Source organism: Desulfobacula phenolica (assembly GCF_900105645.1).
Lineage (GTDB): Bacteria > Desulfobacterota > Desulfobacteria > Desulfobacterales > Desulfobacteraceae > Desulfobacula > Desulfobacula toluolica.
Genome location: NZ_FNLL01000002.1, coordinates 166,537 through 188,170 on the forward strand (window position 1 = coordinate 166,537; position 21,634 = coordinate 188,170).

At 42.5% G+C, this 21,634-nt stretch carries 8 protein-coding genes; 2 read left to right on the forward strand and 6 right to left on the reverse strand.

Translation table 11 applies throughout. From position 1 onward, the window contains the following. Positions 1-69: 69 nt before the first annotated feature. Positions 70-11,943, reverse strand: coding sequence for a type I polyketide synthase (locus tag BLT94_RS03280; RefSeq protein WP_092230362.1), 11,874 nt, complete (start codon positions 11,941-11,943; stop codon positions 70-72). Positions 11,944-12,189: 246 nt separating this feature from the next. Between BLT94_RS03280 and BLT94_RS03285 the strand changes: the two genes are divergently transcribed. Both BLT94_RS03285 and BLT94_RS03290 read left to right on the forward strand, forming a co-directional pair. Continuing rightward, positions 12,190-13,674 carry a sigma-54-dependent transcriptional regulator gene (locus tag BLT94_RS03285; RefSeq protein WP_092230364.1) on the forward strand — a complete coding sequence of 495 codons (1,485 nt, stop codon included), beginning with the start codon at positions 12,190-12,192 and terminating at the stop codon, positions 13,672-13,674. Positions 13,675-13,682: 8 nt separating this feature from the next. Then, positions 13,683-14,579, forward strand: coding sequence for an acyltransferase (locus BLT94_RS03290; protein WP_092230366.1), 897 nt, complete (start codon positions 13,683-13,685; stop codon positions 14,577-14,579). 5 nt (positions 14,580-14,584) lie between these two features. Here BLT94_RS03290 and BLT94_RS03295 read toward each other — a convergent pair whose 3' ends face one another. From BLT94_RS03295 to BLT94_RS03315, 5 genes are all read right to left on the reverse strand, one after another. Beyond that, positions 14,585-16,690: a FapA family protein gene (locus BLT94_RS03295; RefSeq protein ID WP_092230368.1), complete on the reverse strand. Its 2,106-nt coding sequence runs from the start codon at positions 16,688-16,690 to the stop codon at positions 14,585-14,587. A gap of 17 nt (positions 16,691-16,707) precedes the next feature. Further along, complete coding sequence (gene ispH / locus BLT94_RS03300) at positions 16,708-18,420, reverse strand: 4-hydroxy-3-methylbut-2-enyl diphosphate reductase (protein ID WP_092230370.1); 1,713 nt, start codon at positions 18,418-18,420, stop codon at positions 16,708-16,710. Next, entirely contained in the window at positions 18,417-19,286 is an 870-nt protein-coding gene (locus tag BLT94_RS03305) for a ParB/RepB/Spo0J family partition protein (protein ID WP_092230372.1), read from the reverse strand. The genes ispH and BLT94_RS03305 overlap by 4 nt, the downstream gene beginning before the upstream one ends. After that, positions 19,283-20,041 carry a ParA family protein gene (locus BLT94_RS03310; protein WP_092230374.1) on the reverse strand — a complete coding sequence of 253 codons (759 nt, stop codon included), beginning with the start codon at positions 20,039-20,041 and terminating at the stop codon, positions 19,283-19,285. The genes BLT94_RS03305 and BLT94_RS03310 overlap by 4 nt, the downstream gene beginning before the upstream one ends. A gap of 158 nt (positions 20,042-20,199) precedes the next feature. After that, positions 20,200-21,519: a (Fe-S)-binding protein gene (locus tag BLT94_RS03315; RefSeq protein ID WP_092230376.1), complete on the reverse strand. Its 1,320-nt coding sequence runs from the start codon at positions 21,517-21,519 to the stop codon at positions 20,200-20,202. Between the last annotated feature and the right edge of the window lie 115 nt (positions 21,520-21,634).

Consider the following 21,634-nt stretch of genomic DNA (forward strand, 5'->3'; position numbering starts at 1 on the left):
AGTTAACATACGCCTCTGCCCGGTATTCCAGCCAGAGGCGTATGTATTTATGTATTCAGGAAAATATATTTACCTGACCGTTGAATCCACCTTTTCTTCTGAAAAAGAGAACTCAAGCTGATCAGCAATCTGATCCTCGGAATCAAGCCGGTTGAGCTTCACCATTTCAAAGCTGTCCACCTCAATAAACACAACCCCTTTTTCATCCACCAGTGTCAGGTCATAGGTATTGGTCTCTTCACCTGAGTCTGTCTTCCGGGTGATACAAAAATATTTCATATGTTTTTCAACATCTTTGTAAAATTTAAAGGATTTTATTTTATAAGGCAAAACAGTTCTTGAGGAGGTAAAAAACTCAAGAAGGCCGCCGGTCTGGAACATGGCATCCACAAGTATGGGTGCTGCCACAAAATTGGGATTTTTCACCCCTTTGAAAAACTCTTTGTTGCTGTTGTCTTGCACTGTTGTGACCAATGTCGTGCCGTCAAAAGAATTAATATCCGTGATGGTGTTGAAAAGCCCGAACATGAACAAGCGTTTGGGGTTATATACCAAAGTTTCCAGATCGCCTTTCCAGGAAACCGGTTTAAATTCCGGCAATTTGATCTTTTTTGTTTTTAACGGCTTTTGTGCAAACCTGTACTTGCCTTCATAATGAAGCTTTGGATCACCCATAACAACCCCGTTGGGATTTTTAAATACAGAAGTTATCCGGCAGTCAAAAAGGCCGTCTTGCTCACGTTTTCCTGAAATCAGCAATTCTTTGGGACGTTGCTTTAACAATTTAATACCGTAAGGAATCTGAAAATCGGACAATTCCACAAAAAGGGCCTTGTCTTCGGACAGGGAACCTGCCACTTCAGCCATGGTTTCAATGCCTGTGGCACCAAGAAAAAGCGGCACACCGTCCATAGTATGATCGTGGAGGAAAAGATCCCTTTCAATATCCAGCACCCTTGAATAGGTCATGCCTGTATCAGTCTTTTCAACCGGGGTGTCCAGAAAAGGAAAAGCAATATCTGCAGGGTCACCCAGAATACCATCCTTGTCAAAAGAGTAATCAAGGCCGGAAAAAACCATTTCAGACTCTGTCGTATCCAAAAGATCAGCCATGAAAAACTTGACTCCCTGATCCATGGGCAGAAACTGGATGCCTCTTTCCTCCAGAACCATTTTCACAGTTGGATTGGTTGCCATTCCCACCCCGCCCCAGGCAGTCCAGGCATATACTTTGTAGGTTCTTTCAGGATGAAGCTGTTTTTGTCTGAAAAGTGTTTTTCCAAGGAAATCATTGGCTGCTGTATAATCTGCCTGGCCTTCGTTTCCAAAACGGGCAGTGACCGACGAGAAGGTAAAGAAATATTTATAATCCCTGTCCTGAAAGGCTGCCAGAAGATTTCTCATGCCCTTGACTTTGACATCCACCACCAGCTCAAAAGACCAAAGTTCCTTTTTGGGGATAAACTGACTCATCTCCATGCCGGCGGCATGAAAAACGCCGTCAATCCTGTCATACTTGTCCACAGTAGCTTTTACAGCATCGGCATCTGTTACATCAACACAATTGTATTCAACACTGACCCCCATGGACTGAAGAGTTTCAATATTGTCAATGGATTGTCGCACCCGCATCAGGCGATCCAAAGCCCGCTTGATTTCAACGGGTTTAACCCCCGGCATATCGGCTTTCAGCAGGGCCATAAGCTCCGGCTGGGTGGATGCTTTATCCAGGTACTTTTGATCTGTGCTGTAAATATCATTGATATCCAGGATAATCAGGTTTGTTTTGTACTTTGTCACCACCTTTTTTATGATTTCATAAGTAATGCCGCCTGCTCCGCCCGTAACCAGCATGGTATCGTTATCTGATATGATTTGCTGCGTTTTATCTGCAATGGACGGTTTCATGGAGATGACATACCGTTTTTTATTCTTGTATCCCACCTCTACTTGTGTGTCATCAGACAAAAGCTCATTCAAGAACAGATCCGTAATCTTATCAACACTCTTTTTCGGGTTTTTGTAGGAAAAATCCACCACCTTGACCATGGTGTCGGACAACTCCTTGTTTACCGTCTTCATAAGCCCAGAAAGGCCTGCAAACAGAGGATGAATATCACCGCACTCTTCCATATAGGGAAAAACAACCGAATCAAAGGATATGGTTCCAATGAGGGTCTCTTTTTGATCAAGGTTTTCAAACAGGCTTTTGATCATCACGAAAAAAGATTTAATGGTCGTGTTAAGGTCCTCATCCAAATCCCCTTTGGCATCAAAATAGCTGTCAAGTGGGGCCAAATGGATAAAACCGTTGATTTGCGGGTAGGCTTTTTTAAATTCTTCCACCCTTTTTTCCGTGGCCTTCACATCTGTCAGGTCAAAGGCGAAATCAGCGTCTTTGGCACCAATGGTAATAACCTCGCCCTGTTTTTGTTGTATTTTTTTGATAATCTCTTTGGCAAATCCGTTACTGTCAAGGGAGACAATGATCTTTTTGTCTTTAAAATCCTTGTCAGCCAGTTGCGGGATATCTGATTCACAGGCCCGGACAATCAAGCGCTTAATGGGGGATGCCGGATCAGGAAACTCATCGTCCGCCTTTGAAGGCGTAAGAATTTGCTTTGCCTGTGAGGCATCATCGCCTGCCGAAAGAACTGCTGGTTCCGCCTGGGGTGCTTGTGCCTTGCCTGACCTGTCCTTAATATAGTCGGCCAGCTTGGCAATGGTGTTCAAATCCCGGAGCTTTAAATCATCAGGTACTGAAAAACCAAAATGAGAAGCAACCTTGGCAAAAATTTCAACCTGTTTCACCGTATCTATGCCAAGATCAGCTTCAAGATCCAGATCATCTTCCAGCATGTCTTGTGTATACCCGGTCTGGGCTGAAATCACCTGTTTAACTATGAAAATCGCATCCTCTTCTTTTGCCGGTGCATCGTCAGCCACACGGATCGCTTCTGATGATTTTTCCTGTGTTTGCACTTCACCTGATATGTTTTCACCGGATATGTTCTCACCTGATGCACTCTCACCTGCCCCGCTGGTTCTGGATTGAACATACTCAGCCAGTTTGGCAATGGTGTTCAAATCCCGGAGCTTTAAATCATCCGGTACTGAAAATCCAAAATTAGAAGAAACCTTGGCAAAAATTTCAACCTGTTTCACAGTATCTATCCCAAGATCAGCTTCAAGATCCAGATCATCTTCCAGCATGTCCGTTGTATAGCCGGTCTGTTCAGCAATCACTTCCCTGACCGTATCAACGACATTGGAAGGACTTTGAGCGGCAGCTGCTTTGGCTTTTGCGCCCCCCTTTTCGGGCTGTGATTGACCGGGCTGTGTTTGACCGGACGGGTCGGGCTCAGTCTTGTTTTGTCCGGTCACATCCGTTCCAATCCTTGTATGAACATAATCTGCAAGCTTTGCAATGGTGTTCAGATCCCGAAGCTTTAAATCATCCGGCACTGAAAATCCAAACGTGGATGAAATCTTTGCAAAAATTTCAACCTGCTTTACCGTATCAATGCCGAGGTCTGCCTCCAGATCCAGATCATCTTCCAGCATGTCAACCGTATACCCGGTCTGTTCGGCAATCACGTCTCTGATCATGGCAACCGCATTGGAGGGAACTTTTGCGTTTTGTAACGGTCTGGATTCTGATTTAACCGTATCCGATTTAACAAGATCAGACTGAATCACATCCGGTGTCACCGCAGCCGAATTTGCCGCAGACATACCAGCTTTTGTCTCAACATACTCTCCCAGCTTGTCGATAGTGTTCAGATCCCGAAGCTTTAAATCATCAGGTACTGAAAATCCAAAACGCGAAGCAATATTTCCAAAGATCTCAACTTGTTTTACAGTATCAATTCCAAGGTCTGCTTCAAGATCCAGATCATTTTCCAGCATATCTACCGTGTATCCGGTCTGCTCGGCAATAATTGTTTTAATTGCTGTAAAAATGGCAGCCTGGCCTGGTACGGCAACAGGATTTGCATCAATCTGTGCTGCTGTCTGTGCCACAACCGCAGCCGGGACAGCTATGGTCGGCTTGGCAGGAACAGCCTGGATTCCTGGGCTTTCAACTTTTCTTGTTTTCTTGGTTAACGAAGGCAAAGCTTCTCCTCCTGCCACGGCACACAAGGTATTGTCAATAATCTTCAGCTCGGGATTTTCCGATCCGGTGATCTTTTTTAACCAGGCCTGGTATCGGTCATTGCCTTTAACAACATTTTCCTCCACCCGTTTGACAAACATAAAAGCAAAGTGGGAGCCAAACCCTGCAGCCAAGTGCAGGCCATATTCAGAATCAATCTTGTCCTGGCCTGAAAAACTGAGTTTCTTAAAATGCTCGGGAATTTTTTTAAGGTTGGCAATGGGAGGAGCTTTTCTTTTTTGCAAGGCTTTAACCAGTACCACGTCTTCCACGGCAGCACCCAGAGTATGGCCGGTAAAACCCTTTGTGTTGGATATGCAGATACTGTTCAGGTGTTCGGCAAATGTTGTCTCAAGGGCAGTGACTTCTGCATCAGCACTTCCTCCCCTTGCAGGCGTATATGTTTCATGAGACATAAACAATAATTTGTCGGCATAATCTTTTTTGCGCATGCCGTTTTGCTGTTCCACTTTTGTGATGAATTTATCCATCTCGTGGGACATATGGGGAACATCAATATTATAGGTGTGATAAGCGGAATTGGCAATATGAGTGCCCAGGATCTCGCACTGGCCGTTCATACCTCTTTTTTTTGCACAGGTTTCACTTTCAATTACCAGGCCAACTGCGCCCGAACCCAGAATGGTTCCGTTCCGGTCTTCATCAAAGGGTTTGGCAGCTTCAGACACCCGTTTTTTAATGGTGGCTGCTCCAAGAGCCAGAAAGCCTGATCCCACCCACTGGTTCTGATTGGTGGAAGTTGCGTTTTCACCGCCCACCACAAGCACACGCTTGCATCGACCGACCCTGATCCAGTCTTCGGCTATGCCGATGGCAAGTGTGGTGGAAGCACAGGCGGAACTGACCAGCGTATTAGGTCCCTTGGCCTTGATGATCTGGGCCAGGTGGGCCGATCCTAATGGACAGGCATTGGCAAGAAAATTACGGTCAAACTTGTAGGTGTCAAAATCCGAACGTTTTCTTGCTTTTGCCTTGAAAAACCAGTCTGTAAGGCGTTCTTTAATCTCCAGATCCTTAATTTTCTCCATGAGAAAATAATAGATATTTTCAAACTCTTCATAGGGTTTGAGAAATAATTTTTCGTAAAAATATTTCTCCATCTCCGACATCAGGGTTTCCCCGTTGGGCCATAAAGAGGTAATGATCACACCGGTTTCTTCCTGCATATCTTCAGGCAAAGCAAAGCCGTTGGGAATCATTGTCTTGCCGTCTTTCACCTTTTTATACTGCATCACCAAAGGTATGTTTGCATCTTTTAACGCCTCGATTCCGGCGGCAATACCCATGCCCATGGTGATATCGTATTGTTCTTTAATACCGTATTCATCAGTCAGATCAAAATAGCCCAATTGTCCGGCCAGATGAATAACATCTTCGGTTTTGGTGATCTGGACAAACCTGGCATTACCATCAGGCTGTTTGTAGAGCTTGATGATATTCTTGTCCGTTATTTTTTCCTGTTCTTCAATTGTAAGAGAATCAATAAAATTTTCACCGTTTAAAATGGCATCAAAATTATCACTTGCAAAAACCCGTCTTGTTTTGCCTGGAAGGCCCACTGAAACCCCTGAAATCAAAATTCTATTGGTATTAAAATTATATCTTTCAATGGCCTCAATGGCGTTTTCACGCTGCTGGCGCTGATATTCCTTGAAAAGGATCTGATCAACCAATTTGCTGTTATTCAGCTTAAAGGATTCAAAATCTTCAGACATCTCTATTTGAGGCAGCTCCTCTTTGGATTTTACTGCAAGTTTTGGTTCAACTACCGGCAAAGATTTTGGTTCAACTGCAGGCACAGATTTTGTTTCAAAAATGCTGTTGCAGTCTGCCAGGTATTTTCTGCAGGCATCAAATGATTTCACCTCGCCGATTTTGGCATCCACGGATACGGCAGTATCATATTCCCCAATATTGATGTTTTTCAAGAGATTCACCAGCAGCCTTGAAGGCCCGATCTCTATAAAATGGGTTCTGCCGGATGCATACACATGTTCAATGGATTTGATAAATTCAACCGGCGAAATAATCTGTCTGGCTAAAAGGTCTTTGACCTCGGCCCGTCTTTCCGGATATGGTCCGGCAATGGTGTTGGAGATAATTCTTCCAAATCTTGTCTCATTAAAGGTAATGGTGTCCAGGTAAGCTCTTAACTTATCCGAAGCATCTTTCAGCAGCGGGGTATGGAAAGCACCTGTCAAATTCAGCTTTTTGTAAAAAACCTCCTGCTGTGTCAAAAAAGCACAGAATTTTTCAATCTCTTCGGCCTTGCCCGAGACAGCCGTCTGTTTTTCACTGTTTTTATTGGTGATATAAATATTGGAAACAAAAGATTTTCTGATCAAATGCTCTGTCTCTTTTTCATTTTTAAACACCACCATGATTTTTCCAGGAACCTTGAGAGTGGAATCATACATGAGATCCGAGCGTTTTATGATCAGGCGCATGGCATCTTCAAACCCAAGCATGCCGCTGCAGAACAGTGCTGTGTATTCTCCCACACTGTGACCGATAAAATAATCCGGAGAAAATCCCTCCTGGGACAACCGGCTGTAAACAGCGGCAGACGACAGGAACACAGCAGGCTGGGTATTCTGTGTTGAATTAATGGCATCATCAGTGCCAAACATCATGTCCAGCAGGGAATATCCCCGTTGTTCAACAAAAATTCGTTCGCCTTTTTCCATGACCATTCTGATATGGGCATCTTTTTCAAAAAGCTCTTTCATCATACGGCTTCTCTGTGCGCCCTGGCCGGAAAGAAGAGCCACCATTCTCAATTTTTGACCCCTTTTATCCGCTGAATAGGCATGATCAATTAATACAATATCATCCTCGGCTGCTGCCTTGAATTCAACGTCAATTGCCGGCTGTTCTTTTTCAAGCACGGCAGGCAGAGTACTCATGATCATATGGCAGTGGTTGCCGCCAATACCATTGACATTGGATGCAAACCTGAAGGGCTGACCCTTGGTCCTGACCTTTATCCGGTCCGCAGGTTTTAAAATTTTACTGTCATTTAAAATAGAATGTTCAGACTCATAATTAAAGTCAGGCAAAATTTTTCCCTTATGGTTCATGAGCATCAATTTTGCCATGGCAACCGCTGGATTGGCAGCCTTGAAATACCCGAACTGGGGTTTTACATTTCCGCAATGCATTTCATGATCAAAACAATTTTCAACCACCTGCTTTTCAACGATATCCCCGAAAATATTGGAAAATGCAAACAGATCCAGATGCTGGATATCCTGCTTTCTGATGCTGCTTTTATGATAGGTTTCATTGATGGTGGAGACAAATGTTTTTTCCGAAGGAGAAAGCAGGTGATCCGGCACGCTTGAACGTACGGCACAATCATTGATCTCCCCCAGGATCTGCATATCATACTCCCGGGCTTTCTTATAAGTGGTCATCAAATGAATGGCTGCGCCCTCTCCCATCACATAACCGTCAGCCCGTGAATCAAAAAAGTTGCAATCACCTTCCGACAACAGTCCAAGACGCTTGAACGCCATGAGAACAGCCGGGTAAAGGTTGCAGTCGACTCCGCCTGCAAGAACAAAATCAAGATCTTTGTGTTTCAGGTTCCGGGCGGCATTTCTCATGGCAATAAAGGACGAGGCACAGGATGCGTCAATCACATAATTGGCACCGTTTAACCCGAAATAATTGGCAATCCTGCCGGAAATGATGTTGGACAACAAACCAGGGGTTGTATCCTCGTTGTTCTCGGGAAAGGCGTTGCGGATAGATTCCACAAGTTGTTCGGAAAGCCTTGTGCCGGCATCTGAATCAATCTTGGAACAATTTTTAATCAGATTACCCACAAAATGTTTTCGAACCCGGATAATATTTTTGCTCTGCCGCTCTCCGGCAATGGTGCCCAGGATAGTACCAACCTTGTTGGCAGCGCTTAACTGATCCAAAAGGCCTGAGCTTTCAAGAGCCTCATTGGCTGCCTCAAGTCCGAAAATCTGACCCCTTTCAATGGATTTGACCATCATGGGAGGCATCCGGTATTTCAGGTTGTTGAATTTATAATCTTTGACCACACCTGCATTGACTTTGGGAAGCCAATAGGGAGATTTTTTATCAAGATTTGAATACGCATCATTATCAAAATGAGAAGCCGGGATGTCGGACAATTGTTTTTTTCCTGATTCAAGCTTTTCCCAGAACTCTTTGGTGTTTTTTGCACCCGGAAGAAACACTCCAAGACCTGCAACCACAATGCGGTCATCATTAAAGTCATAGTCGGTATCCGTAAAAATATCCCGGGGAACCGACTTGTAAGCCTGTGTCATCTGTTCAACTACAATGTGGTAATTAATCCCCCCAAACCCGTAAGACGAAACCGCAGCTTTCCTGGATGTTTTACCGTCAGACGTCCACTCTTTGGCATCTTTTACAATAAACAGGGAAGATTCTTTTAAATTATGATTTTTAGAAAGAGTTTCAAATTGCCCGTTGGGCGGCAGCATACCTTTGTTAACCGTTAATAATGCCTTTAAAATGCCCGCTGAACCGGCACATCCCAAAAGATGTCCGATCTGGGATTTAATGGAACTGATACCGGCACCTGCATTTTTATAGACTGAATTCAAGGTCTCAAGCTCTGCCTGGTCACCAATAGTAGTGGATGTTCCGTGGGCTTCAATAAATCCGATATCTTCAGGTTTAATGCCGGGTCTTATATTTTCAAAACAGCGCTGGACACTCAATACCTGACCCGCCGGATTTGGTGCGGCAATGGCTTTTCCTTTGCCGTCGGAACTGGACCCAATGGAATTGATCACCCCGAAAATACGATTTTTATCCCGGATGGCATCTTTCATTCTTTTTAACACAAAAATAACCGAGCCCTCACCCAGGATAAACCCGCTTGCCCGCTCATCAAAAGGATATGATCCGACGCTGGACAAGGTTCCCATTTTTGCAAACCCGATAAAAGATTCCGGGGCCAGATGGGTATTGACCCCACCCACAATGACCTGATCATGGTCACCGCATAACAATTCACCGATTCCGGCATCAAGGGCGGTCACAGAAGAGGCACAGGCAGCATCAACAATGTAGTTTACACCCCGGATACCAAGGTGGCGGGCAATCCGTGAGGCTTCAATGTTTAAAAGCATGCCGTGAACCGGATCATATCCTGGATTTTCACCTTCCATGCCTTCCAGCAGGGTCTGCTTTACGCTGAGTTTTTCTTCATCACTTAAGACCTGGTATTCATCTGTTTTTTCCATCATGGAAACCAGTTCCGGATACCAGTACTTGAGTTGAAGGTTATTTCCCAGTTCATTGGAAAGGCAGGTGGCAACAATAACAGCGGTCCTTGAAGGATCATCACAGATAAGCTGATTGTTTTCGCCCAGTAGTCCGGCATTTTCAACGGCCTTGTATGCGGTCTGCAACACCATTTTCTGGCTGCGGGACAATTTTTTTGCCTTTTCTTCAGCATACCCGAACCGTTCCAGGTCAAACTCAAAATCATCTATATGCCCGGCAAGTGTGGTGTAGGTCTTGTCTTCAGCACTTCTGTCCGGGTCATAATAAAGGTCATGGTCAAATCTTTCCTCGGGCATCCGGCTGATGGAGTATTTTTTGGTCAAAATATTCTCCCACAGGCTGTCCGGGTCATGTGCATGCGGCAGTGTACACCCTATGCCCACAACGGCAATCTCATCGTTGATTTTGTTTTTACGGCTTGAAAAAATTTCAAGAAAATTGACATTTTGATACAAAGTTGATTTGGCTTCAAAATATTTGTCATGGATCTGTTTGATGGTAACGGACCGGTCAAAAAAGGCCAGGCTGTCCCCAACAAGAAAATTGCCTTTTTCCTTGTGTTCATCATCCTCAAACCAAGTGTAATGCTCGGGTCCTGGATTCTTAAAATCCGGGATAAATCCTTTGGCACCAATGAGCAATGAGCCGATGTTTCTTTTTTCAAAAGCCCTTTTTCTAATCTCAAGACTCTCTTTGTCCTTGATCATCCGGGCTTCATTTTCCACCATCATCCTGGCAAATTCTGTCGGAGCGGTCCTGGAGGCCAATCCCAGACTTTTACCGATCACCATGGTTTCATTTTCTTTGAGGATAATGTCCCGGTATTGGGACTTAATGCATTTGGTTTCCACGATTTCATCGGCAAAAAGATAGGCTGTTCCCACCTGGATACCGATTTTAGCCCCTTTGGCTGCAAGAAAAGAGGCAAACCCTGAAACAAAAAAAGAGGCAAAGCAGGTGGAAATACCACCGGCAAATACCAGGTACAGATCTGACAAATCATATTCTTTATTGATCAAGGCGGCAATGGCAGCTTCCCACAGCACCATGCTGGAAAGGGTTCCCACATGGCCGCCGGCTTCCCCGCCTTCAAAAATAAACCGTTTGCACCCGCTTTTCAAAGCATTTTCCATCATGGAAATTGACGGAGTGTGAAGATAAGTTTTGGTGCCTGCTTTTTCAAGTTCCGCCACCTGGGAGGGAATCCCGCCGGCAAACAATGCATAGGGAACCTTATACTTTTTCACCATATCCAGGTGCTGTTTTACAGAAGGATTAAAGGCTTCAATACCCACAAGCCCTGCACCGAAATTATCCACTTTTCGGGCACCGTCTTTGAGCATATCGTCGGCCAGCTGTTCAGGAAGACTTCCCACTGCAAAAAACGGCAAAGCCCCCTGTTCAAGAACCTTGTTTGCAAAATCAGAACTGTCGGAAATATTTGCCATGGGTCCCTGGATCAGCGGAAATTTCGTTCCTTGGGCTTCGGCAAATGCAGAGTCCGGTTTTACAGGGTCAAACTCATCAATAAAATTTAAATTTTCACCAATGGTTTTAAATAAGCTTGAAATAATATCACCCAGACAACTTGACTCTTTTATAAAGTCTTTTGCAAATATACCGTCCTGGCCCAGATAAAAAAGAGACTGGATAAACTGGACATCTGTTTTGTCAAATGCAGTCATATTATCTTCGATCAATTCATACAGTTTTTTTCTTCCCTGTGGATCATCAGCAAATTCAACTGCTTTGAGTTTCAGGTCTTTAACAATTTTAGTTCCCAGTTTTGCAAACACCCTGTAAATATCGCTGCCGTCAACCGTAATATCGGTGGAATCACTTTCATCCACCATTCCCAAAAGCTTTTTAAAATTATCCGATACCGGGGCTTCATCGGTCATGAGAAACTGGCTGTCCATGACAAGACCTGAGACACCGGCGGCAAACATGCCTGCTGCCGTATACTTTCCCACACCGCCATGAATGAACAGGGGCAGTCCGCTATTTTTCAAATACCACTGCATCAAGATAAAAGAAGAATATTTTGACACCATTCCACCGGCTTCATTTCCTTTTAGGACAATAGCATGGGGATCAACTGATTTAATCTTATCGTTGATATTAATATCTTTTATTTCAAGAACAATTTTAGTGTCTGCAAAATTGCTGAAATCCGCAGGTGTATCATCTTTTGAAATAGGACAAACTAATAGATCAAGATTCACCATCTGCAGATGTTTGATTTTTTCGATCAGGTCTGTGTCATGATTTGAAAGTCGAATACCAAAACTTAATTTTTCTCTGGAAAGCAACCTGGCGTTTTGAAGGATCTCATCATGGGGTATAAATTCCGTATCAAATACCGGAAGAGCGCCAGCGTTGAAAATTTCTATAAAATACTTTATATCAAATACCTTTACCGGATTATAAACCATCAAAGGAAGTCTTGAATTCAGTATTCTTCTAATCATAAGTGTTTCTCCATAATTTTTTTGTTTTTTATTTCCACGGCACGACCATGGAAATCACATTGCGCCGCTTTATAATACAAATATCGTGCCAACAAAATTAAAACATATAACAACTTGAAAACATAGGTATTTTTTTATTATATCTTTTTTTACGGCTTTCAGTACCGGTTTTTAACTTGCATTCTATGCATACAATATGTACAAAATTGTACATTATCAAAAAAACACTCTTTGATGGAGAACCGATTGAAAAAAGCAAAACTCAGTTCAGAAGAACACCACTTTTTCAGGACAGTCTATAATGCCGCTTTTGCAAATCCTTTCAGCGCTTTGAGAGAAAAGCTTGACATTAAAATTGCAGGCCATTTTCCTTCGGCCTCACGAAGAGAAAGCAAAGACCTGTGTATAAATGAAGTGGATCACCGGATAAAAACTCTTGAAAGCCAGGGCCGTGCCGACATCAATGCGTTTCAAGGCCAGGACAAGGAGATCATTACAATTGTATTTTTGTTTGATATCTTTCACAAATTCAGAGATGAGTTTGATCAGCTGATAAAGGATCAAATCAAAGCTCAGGACATCCCGGTCAAGGTTCCGTTTGCCCCAAAAGCCATGGAAATGCTCCATAAAAAAGGATTTGACGACAAAAGCGTTTTCCATTATTTTGCCCTGTCCTACCAGCTCAGACGGGCTTTTTATTTTATTTCCAACTCTCTTGTGGGCAGCAGCCCATGCATGAAAACACTTAAAAAACATTTATGGTACAATGTTTTCACTTATAATATAGATCTTTACAACAAATTCTTATGGAACAAAATGGAGGATTTTTCCACCCTGCTTTTAGGGGAAACCGGCACGGGAAAAGGTACGGCTGCCAAGGCCATTGGAAGAAGCGGGTATATCCCTTTTGATGAAAAAAAACAATGTTTTGCCCAGAGCTTTACCCGGGCTTTTTCTTCGCTGAACCTTTCCCAGTATCCTGAAACCCTGCTGGAGTCTGAATTATTCGGCCACACAAAAGGTGCCTTTACAGGTGCAATGGAGGATTACCAGGGCGTGTTTGACCGGTGCAGCCCCCATGGTTCCATTCTTCTGGATGAAATAGGTGAGATCCCCAACCATGTTCAGATCAAATTATTACGGGTTCTCCAGGAAAGAACTTTTTCCCCTGTGGGAACCCATGAGACATCAAGATTCAACGGACGGGTCATTGCAGCGACCAACAGGCCCAAAAAAGATATTCTTGACGGCAAGGTGTTCAGGGACGATTTTTATTACCGTCTGTGTTCGGATATCATTGAAGTACCGCCTCTGAGTACTCGGATCAGGGAAAAACCGTCCGAACTCGATGACCTGCTTGATTTCACCATACAAAGAATGACCGGCACCCGTTCTGAAAAATTAATTCTAAAAGTCAAAAGAATTATTGACCGGCGGCTTGGAAAGAATTATCAATGGCCTGGAAATGTACGGGAACTTGAGCAATGCGTTAGAAGCGTTCTGTTGCGGCGGGACTATAAAGGCAAACAAAAAGATGACAAAGAAACCGGGTCCCTGACCCAGGAACTGATACAGGGAATTTCAAACCGGAACATTTCTGTGCCGTTGCTGGTATCAGGATATTGCAGGCTATTGTATGAAAAATTCGGCACCTATGAAAAGGTGGCAAAGCTGACAGGACTGGACAGACGAACCATAAAAAAACATATTATAAATTTTAAAAGAGATTGAAAAAGTTTATGCTCTATTTTTTACCCCACTCACTCAAAGGTATTTTATCCCTGACATTGTATACATTAAACACCATCTGTTTAACCCCTCCATTGATTTTACTGGCGTTATTTAAATTTCTTATCCCGGTTTATTGTGTTGTTGTTATTATTGACAACATACTGATATCCATTGCCAACCTCTGGATAGAGATTAATTCATTCAACTCAAAACTGTTTTGCAAAATAGAATGGGATATCAGGGGGCTTGAAAACCTGAAAAAAAAAGAATGGTATCTTGTTATTTCCAACCACCAGTCCTGGGTTGACATTTTAGCATTGCAGACCATTTTGAACAAAAAAATCCCCATGCTGAAATTTTTTTTAAAACAGGAACTGATCTGGGTCCCGTTTTTAGGGCTGGCCTGGTGGGCTTTGGATTTTCCATTCATGAAACGGTATTCAAAAAAACAATTAACAAAAAAACCCCACCTGAAAGGCAAAGATCTTGAAAGGACAAAAAAGGCCTGTGAAAAATTCAAACACACGCCAATCTCCATCATCAATTTTGTTGAAGGAACCCGACTCACTCCCCGGAAAAAAGGAGCCCCAGACAATCATTTTACGCATCTTTTAAATCCAAAAGCCGGTGGAATAGCATTTGTTTTAGGCTCCATGGGAGACTATTTTCATAAAATCATTGATGTCACAATTGTCTATCCTGATGAAATTCCAACATTCTGGGACTATATTTCAGGCAGGGTCAATAAAATAATTGTTGATTTTGAAGTGATCCCCTTAACAGATTTTCCGACCGGGGATTATTTTAATGACATTGAGTATAAAGATCGATTTTTTATGTGGTTGAATGCTTTATGGCAAAAAAAAGACGAAAAAATAAAACAGTTAAAAGCGGATAAAATTTAATCTGTTTAAACAGTTGTCACCCGCATTTCATAAATATTTTGGCCATCATCAGTGGTGGATACAACTTCCATGATTTTTGCATACCGAATCAGATCCATCACCCGCTTTTCACTGTGATTGCCGACAATCAGGGTTTCCGGCATGATCACCCCGTCAATAATCACGACCGGTTTGCCCGGATTATCTTTGGAAGACTTAACAAGGTTGGTTCTTTCATCAATTATTTTCTCCTTTGTTTTTTCCAGGGCATTGATTTTCATATCCTCTTTTGCCATCATTTCCTCAAGCTTTTCAGACTTAACAAAACCGGCATCCAGACTTTTTTCAGCCTTTTGGGCATTGGTCTTCAACTGGTCAATTCTCGTTTTTAATTCAGTGACGGTCTGGTCATTTTCCGTATCTTTTCCCAGCAAAGAAATTTTTAAATTAATTTCCTTTTCTTCCTGTTGAGATTTGTCAATAAATTGGGCAAGATCTGCAATTTTTTTTTGGACGACCCTATATTCTTCATCTAATTTTTCTTTGTCTTCCCGGTGCTGTTCAGCCTGCTTTTCCAGCTGTTCAAACTTTTCCCTGTTTTTTTCCAGTTCTTTTTCACAAAACACGTCATGGCCGACTCTTATAACACTGGGACCGGCCATTTCAGTGCCGACATTCTTGGCTTTAAGCCCCATTTTGGCTGAAATCCTTGACGACATGAGTTTTCCATTTTCAACCACGCAGCTTCCGGAACAATCAATATCCGAGTCAACAATTTCTTTTTGAATCACAACACTGCCCATGCACAGAATTTTTGAATTGTGTATAAACCTGGCATAAACATTTCCCCGGGCATAAATATTGGCTTCATTAATGCCGCCTGCAATAATCACATCGCCTTCCGCAGTTATAATGCCGCCATCCAGCTCAATGGCTGTAATATCATTGCCGGTTACCTTGAACCCGGCTTTAATCCTACCTTTAACGTTGACATTTCCATCATAATGAATATGGCCTGTTTCATAATCCACATCGCCTTCGGTAATATACTCACTATGAACAAAAATATAACCGGACAGAGTGTATTTCGGATATCCCGTAACTTCCGCAAGAATCTTAAATCCATCCTCTGAAATTTTTGCGCCTTTTCCAAATTTCAAGGCAATGTCTTTTACGGAAACCGTTTCAATTTCATCGCCAAAAATCGTCTGACCGTGTCGTGATTCAAGCATGGGAACTTTTTCAGCAAGCACGGTACCTTCTTCAACATAAGGTGTCTCACCCCGGTCTTTAAAATCAACAGTGCCGTCTAATTTAAACCCACCGGCTTTCAAATAGTCTGTATTAAAAAAGAATTCAACCCTGGCGTCTTTGCCCTGAATAGGAGTAATCCCCTGAGCAACCCTGAAAGATTTTGTCTTAAACCCACTGGAATTAATAAATCCTAAAATCATTTTATCATCAACAATTCCCAGAATAATGCCTTTATCAAACAATGCCTCATGTATTTGTGCAAGGGTAATATTTTTATCAAATGATTCTGTTTTTGTTAAAAATGCCGCCATAAAATCTTTGGAAATTTCAAGCTTGATTCCACCGGAAATAATTTCAGGTTCCAGCAAAATATCTTCATCTTCTTCAATCACGGATGAATTTTCATCAGGATCATTTTTATTCTCTTTTTGATCTAATGTGTCTTTGGTTTCTTTTTTGAGTCTTTTTTGCAGTCTGAGGATATCGTCACGCTGTTTTGGTGTAAACATACCCGCCTCAACAAGCAGATCGCCAACAAGGCGGGGGGATTTGCTGTTCTTTATATCCTTTTCCTGTTCTTCCAGAGCCAGTTTTAAAACACTTTTATTAATAAATCCTTTCCGGATGGCAACAGCACCGAACTTGAATTCTTTTTTCCGCATTTCAAAGGCTTTTGCCGCCTGTAAAAGCCTTTCCATATTTTGTGAAGAGATAAGCTTATTGGATAAAAAATACTTTTTCAACGCTGCCTGGAGATCCTTTGCACTGGAACACCGAGACATCCCCTTTTGAAGATCTTCCTTATTGATCATAAAATTTTTAACCGCCAAAAGACCGATTAATGGAATTTTTAATTTATCAGGACTGTCTTTGGTCATACTCTCTCCGTATAAGATTAAATTACAGCGGCCAGTAATCCCGTGGTAAGTAATGCAACTTCAATAATAAATTCTCGATGTGCCCCGGATATAAGGCTATTGTTTTTAAAAAATTGTATTAATAAAAGCATGGCAAGGGGTATGAAAGCAAGCAAAACCGCGCCACTTAACAGCAAATCAACAAAACATGCCGACACAAGAAGCCCACTGTCAAAAATCAAAACATATTTTATAATAGCAAAACTTCGTTTTTCCCCTAAAAGGATGGGAAGCGTTTCTTTTCCGGTAATCCTGTCACCCTGAACAGCAAGAATATCAAAAAATGCAGTTCTGCCAAATACAAGACCGACAGCGAACAAAAAAACCACTGCAACCGACCTCCAATCACTTTGATTTGCAAAAGCCGGCAAAAGACAGGTAACCATTCCCCATGCCATAACAATAAGAACTGTTTTTGAACCGGGAATATCTTTTATCCGGGCAAATTGCCTTTTTTTTGACACAAAAGGGATGATTTTCAAATTATAAGACAATCCCAAAAGACTCATAAAAAGCAAAATAAAAAAAGAAAGCATACCGCTGATAAAACTTAAGTAAAGGCCTGCCGCACCTGACAAAACTGCAAAAACACACAAAAACCGCTGGTTTTTTTCATAAAAAACTGCCCGTTGGGGATGATTATATTTATCAGACTTAATGGTGAATAAATTATTCAGGATCTGCATTGAAAGAACATACAACATAGCGATCAAAGCGTGATCTAAATCATGAGCAATCCCCTGGAGCTTGGAACACGCATAGGTCAGAAAACCGGCACCTGTTGCGGCCATTATATTGGTCTTCAGCAAAAAATCACGAATTAAGCATAAAACCGCTTTCACGGGATGTTGCTGTTGAAAATGACTTTCTATTTCTCTGTATGTTTCATTAATGATCCAGTTGGGAGTCGATGCCCCGGCGGTAATAGCGATAGACTCGGCTGATGACAATTCTCCATAATCAATCTGGGAAATATTTTCAATACAACTTACGGGCTTGCCTGTCAGGGATGCGATCTGTGCCAGCCTTTTTGTATTTCCGCTCTGTTTTCCACCGACAACAACAATTGCGTCATTTTTCTCGGCAAGGTTACGGATTTCAGCCTGACGTTTTTCAGTGGAACCGCAAATGGTATCAAATATTTTATAATGGGGTGAATGGGTCTCACACCAGGCTTTTATTTGATCAAAAAAAGCTGTATTCTGAGTTGTTTGAGCTACAACAACGGCAGATTCAAACCTGGGCAGTGCCAACAGCTGATCCATGGATGTGATTGTATGCCCTTTTCCCTTTGCATATCCCAAAAGGCCCACAACTTCAGGGTGTTTCTCATCTCCCATGATAATTGTGGAATACCCTTTTTGGGCATATTTGCTAATAATCATCTGAACCTTCACCACCCTGGGACAAGTTGCATTAATAACGGTAAAACCTGCATCTTTAAGGGCTTTTTCATCCTCCGGCGGCACTCCGTGAGCCCGGATCAAAACAATACCGCTGCCTTTTTCAGGAATTTCATCAATCCTGAAAATCCGCTTTTCTTCAAGCATCTGCAACACCTGGGGATTATGAATCAAAGGGCCATAGGTATAAATCGGCTCCTTTGACATATTTGAAGCATCCAGCACCATATTCACAGCACGCCTGACCCCCATACAGAACCCGGCTGTTTTAGCCACACATATCTTCATGAAACCCCGCTCAAAAAATCCACCAGGCGCTGAAACTCTGTTTTGGATTTAAAATTGATTTCTATCTTGCCTTTATCTCCTTTTTTTTGAATCCTGACGCTGGATTGAATCCGGCTGGAAATCAGTGAACAGGTGTCCTCAAGAAATTGTTTTTCTTCGGCAGATATGGTTTTGTTCAATTTGGGAGAAACTTTTTTGGCATTGTTTACCAATTGTTCGGTTTCTCTTACAGACAATGCTTTTTTGATGACGATTTCAAAAAGATGAATCCGGCTTTCTTCTGAATCAACCCCTAAAAGCGCCCTTGCATGTCCCATGGATATTTGTTCTGCAACAAGGCTGTCTTTAATCACCTGGGGAAGACTTCTGAGGCGAAGCAGGTTGGCAATGGTGGAACGATTCTTTCCTATCTTTTTTGCAACCTTTTCCTGGGTATAATCAAATTCCTTGATCAACCGGTGATAGGCTTGAGCCTCTTCAAGGACATTTAAATTCTGCCTTTGGATATTCTCAATAATGGAAACCTCCAATACCTGTTCATCTGTCATATTTTTTACAAATACAGGCACATGGGTCAAATCAGCTTCCCTGGCGGCACGAAGCCTTCTCTCTCCTGCGATCAACTCATACGAATCATCTTGTTTTCTTACCAGCAAGGGTTGCAGAACCCCCTGCTGTGCAATGGAATCCTTTAACTTGTCCAGTTCTTCCCGATCAAATACGGTTCTGGGCTGATACCGGTTAGGTGCTATCTCATCAACGGAACACATCAAAAAATCAGGACTGCTCTCAGGTACATCAAAATCTGGAATCAGGGCTGAAATACCTCGGCCAAGACCGGTTTTTTTCTTTTTTTTGTTTGTCATCTCTTCAGAAATTCCCTTGCAAATGCGACATAGCTCTTTGATCCTTGCGACTGTTTGTCATATAAAATAGCCGGCAATCCATAACTGGGTGCCTCTCCAAGCTTTACATTACGCGGTATTTTTGTTTTGAAAACCATATCCTTAAAATATTTTTTTGCATCTTCAACCACCTGTTGAGCAAGATTTGTTCGTTTGTCATACATGGTCAAAAGAATTCCCTTGATTTTCAATCCCGGATTAAAAGAAGATTTGACCCGTTTTATGGTGTCCAGCAACTGCCCGAGGCCTTCAAGCGCATAAAACTCACTTTGAAGGGGTATCAAGACCGCGTCTGAAGCCGTAAATGCATTCAATGTCAACAAACTTAAGGCTGGCGGACAATCAATGATAATATAATCAAATTTTTCCTTTACCTGTTCCAGAAGCATTTTTAGCTTTTTTACCCTGTCGTCGGCAGACACCATTTCAATTTCAAACCCGATAAGATCAATATCGGACGGAATCATCATTAGTTTAGGCATCATTGTAGGACATATAATATTATTAATATCAGCCTCACCTATAAGACCTTGATACAAAGAATGCTCCAGGGAGAGTTTGTCAATTCCCATTCCGGTTGTTGCATTGGCCTGGGAATCACAATCTACAAGCAAAATTTTTTTCCCGATTTTGGCAAGAGCGGCTGAAAGGTTAACAGAGGTCGTTGTCTTGCCAACGCCCCCTTTCTGGTTCGCTATACTGATAATCTGGGTCATAATCAAAATTCCTTATCATAATTGCCATCCTTAGGCAATCAGTTAAAAACGTCAAATCCCCTTTTCCATCGTACAGAGCAGACACATAAAAAAAGCCTTGTACGGCAAGTAAATTGCCGCACAAGACTCAAGTTTGATCTTAAATTTAAGAATGCCGATTACATGGCCGATTCCGGATGGAACACATCCACATCTTTCAAATCATCACCAAGATACTCTCTTTCATTGGGACCAAGTATTCCCAGAGAAAGGTTTAAGAGTGTCCACAGATGTGTGGTTTGCCATGCATGATCATTTACTTCAGCCATATCATGCACCTGGGCATGACAATTATGGCAGGGCGTGATGCAGTACGAGGCTTTGGTTGTAAGGATCTGGTTGGCTTTGGTCTGCCCGTAAGCCCGCCGCTGCTCCTGGAAACCTGACTGGAGGTATCCGCCCCCGCCGCCGCAACAGAAGTTATTGGATCTATTGGGTGTCATGTCAACAAAATTTTCCTCACCCACAACCGCCTTGACAACATATCTCAAATCTTCGGCAACCGGGTCGCCAAAAGATTTTCTGACAAGCTGACAGGGATCTTGAACCGTAAACTTGATTTGTCTTTCCTTGTTCCAGTCCGAAGACGGCTTGAGTTTTCCATCCCTGATCCATTCGGCATAAAGTTGAATGATACTTTTGATTTCAAAGTTGTAAGGTATATTGAATTTTTGCAGTCCAGCCCGGACTGCGAAAAGTTCGTGACCTCACTCGGTGTTGAGCCAGACTTTACAGCCCAGGTCCTCAACTGCCTTTACCTTTGTTCTAACAATCTTTTCCCAGTTTTCATTGTCTGCGGAAAAAAGGCAATAATTTTCTGCTGCCCATCCTTTAGTCCCATAGGTCCAGTCTGCGCCTGCCAGATGCATGATTTTCCACAGCGGCACCATTTCATCCGGCTCTGTCACAGGCTCTCTTGAATTCTGGTTTAAAAAATAATAGGCACCTTCCCTGTTTATGTCCGCCTTCATTTCAGCAAACTCAGGCTGTGCTTCCTGGTACTCTTCAAGAACATCTTCCACAACAAACTGAAAATCTTCTTCATTTGCACCCATGGCTGAACAAGTATCGTTTTTCAATGCCATGTCACAAGAGCCTGTAATCCCCTTGGGTTTTTTATCTTTTGGCCATTGTGCCCTTGCATTGAAAACAAGCTGCGGAATATTAATCTGCATCGGGCACACATACATGCACCGCGTACACATGGAACACATCCACACCCAGTTTGTACTCAAGATCTCTTCATCCATTCCAAGCGCCGCCATTCTCAGGAACTTTCTCGGATCCATACCTTCAAGGCCCGTTGCAGGACAACCTGATGCGCATGCACCGCATGTCAGGCATGCATTCAAATTTCCGCCATCCGGCAAAAGTTTCATTACCTTGTCTTTAAAGGCGCTCTTTCTTGCGCCTCCAATTTTAATAGCTGTATCTCCCATGCTATTGTTCCCCCCTATTGATTCAAATCTATTTATTCAAATCTGTTGATTCAGATCTGTTGATTCAAACCTGTTGATTCAATTTTAAAGCCTTATTGTTTATGATATAATTCAA

Excerpts from the sequence above, each read along its gene's own strand:
- BLT94_RS03280 (WP_092230362.1), bottom strand. The coding sequence starts at position 11,943 with ATGATTAGAAGAATACTGAATTCAAGACTTCCTTTGATGGTTTATAAT.
- BLT94_RS03290 (WP_092230366.1), top strand. The coding sequence starts at position 13,683 with ATGCTCTATTTTTTACCCCACTCACTCAAAGGTATTTTATCCCTGACA.
- BLT94_RS03295 (WP_092230368.1), bottom strand. The coding sequence starts at position 16,690 with ATGACCAAAGACAGTCCTGATAAATTAAAAATTCCATTAATCGGTCTT.
- ispH (WP_092230370.1), bottom strand. The coding sequence starts at position 18,420 with ATGAAGATATGTGTGGCTAAAACAGCCGGGTTCTGTATGGGGGTCAGG.
- BLT94_RS03305 (WP_092230372.1), bottom strand. The coding sequence starts at position 19,286 with ATGACAAACAAAAAAAAGAAAAAAACCGGTCTTGGCCGAGGTATTTCA.
- BLT94_RS03310 (WP_092230374.1), bottom strand. The coding sequence starts at position 20,041 with ATGACCCAGATTATCAGTATAGCGAACCAGAAAGGGGGCGTTGGCAAG.